The 1,512-nt window shown below is 70.9% G+C and carries 2 protein-coding genes; both read right to left on the bottom strand.

All coding sequences use genetic code 11. The annotated features are described in order from the left end of the window. Positions 1–803, bottom strand: an 803-nt coding sequence (gene eutJ / locus Q1K57_RS10960; protein ID WP_300082358.1) for an ethanolamine utilization protein EutJ, incomplete at its 3' end; no start/stop codon positions are given. Continuing rightward, positions 800–1,512 (bottom strand): hypothetical protein (locus Q1K57_RS10955; RefSeq protein WP_300082355.1); only part of this gene is annotated, 713 nt, incomplete at its 5' end. The genes eutJ and Q1K57_RS10955, both read right to left, overlap by 4 nt.

Here is a 1,512-nt window from a genome sequence, read left to right as displayed (position 1 = left end):
ACCCCGAGCGGGGTGACGAGCATGGGTTCGGGAGCCACCCGGCTGGGGATGCCGGTGACGTCGGTCATGATGTCGGCGATGCCGGCGAACGCACTGGTGCCGCCGACCAGATGGATCTGCTCGACCCCCTTGCCGGCCACCGCGTCCCGGACGATGGTGGAGATCTTCTGCAGGACCGGGCGCACCACGGGCAGCAGCTCGCGGTGCCGGGACGGGTCGACCTTGCGACGCTCGGCCTCCTCGAAGCCGATCTTCAGGGCGCCGGAGATCACCAGGGTGAGGTGGGTGCCGCCGGTGGGCTCGTCCGTGGTCTCCACCACCTGGCCGTCCCGCAGGATCGCGACGCCCGTCGTCCCGCCCCCGATGTCGACGACCGCGCCGTCGGCGATGCCGAGCACGGCATTGGCTGCCGTCGGCTCGTCCACCACGGCGGTGCACTCGATGCCGACGCCCTCCAGGACGTAGCCGTGTGCGCGGTGGTCGCTGATCGACACCCCCGGAGGGATGGTGACCGCCCCGGCCGTGATTCGCCGCCCGGTGCGCGACTCGATGCGCTGCGTGAGGCCGCGCACCACGTCCATGGCGCCGGCGAAGTCCCACACGATGCCGTCGCGAACCACGTCCGCGAACTGGCTGGCGCAGGCCAGCGGGCGGCCCTGCTGGTCGGTGACGGTGATCACGGTGAAGGCGGTGCCCAGATCGATCCCGACCCGGATCGGGGTGCGCGCGTCGATCCGGGCAGGCCGGGCCAGGCGGGACGCCGCCCGGGCCATCGTGGCGGCCACGCTGCCGTCGTGGCTCATGTCGCCGCCCCGGCTTTCCGCCGCAGCTGGAGGAAGTAGAAGGCGCTGCTCAGCCGGTTGAAGGCATGGCAGATGCTCGCACCATAGGGATGGTGGGGCGAGGGGAACGCCTCCATCGCGGTGATCTCGATCTCCCGCGACGTGGTGCGCGCAAGGTTCAGCCAGTGCTGCAGCTCGGGCTCGTCCTCGTCGATCGTCAGGTGGTCGATGCCCAGGGTGCCCGGCGGATCGTGGGTGACGGCATGGATCTTCTCCGCGTCCCCGTCGTGCAGCTCCAGTTCTGCGACCGGACGCTCGTTGTACTCCGCCGACGTGAGCTCCCGGCAGTAGGCGGCGATCGTCCCGAGGTCGCGGACGAGCGCGGTGTCGCCCTGCTGCCCGGCGATCCGCTGGATCAGCAGGACCAGCGCGTGCAGGGAGTCCACCCGGCCGCGCAACCGGATCCGGGGATGGGTCTTCGGCGCGTAGTGGTGGGCGTTCAGCTGGGTGAGGGCTGATGACTTCTCCGTGACCGGAGTGCCGCACGTGGTGCAGCGGGGCCGGTCGCCGCCGACGTCGATGGGAAAGGTCGATTCCCTCTCCCAGTCGATGGACTCCGGCGCAACGGTGACACCCGACGGGGAGCCCGTCTCGACGATCACCAGGGACCACTGCGCGACGAAGTCCGCTGCGGACGGCGACAGCTTCGCCCCGACGGGGATGGTGACCT

The organism is Propioniciclava sp., from assembly GCF_029977985.1.
In the GTDB taxonomy this organism is placed as follows: domain Bacteria; phylum Actinomycetota; class Actinomycetes; order Propionibacteriales; family Propionibacteriaceae; genus Propioniciclava.
The sequence above is the reverse complement of the archived record's forward strand: the minus strand, read 5'-3'. Positions and strand labels throughout refer to the sequence as shown.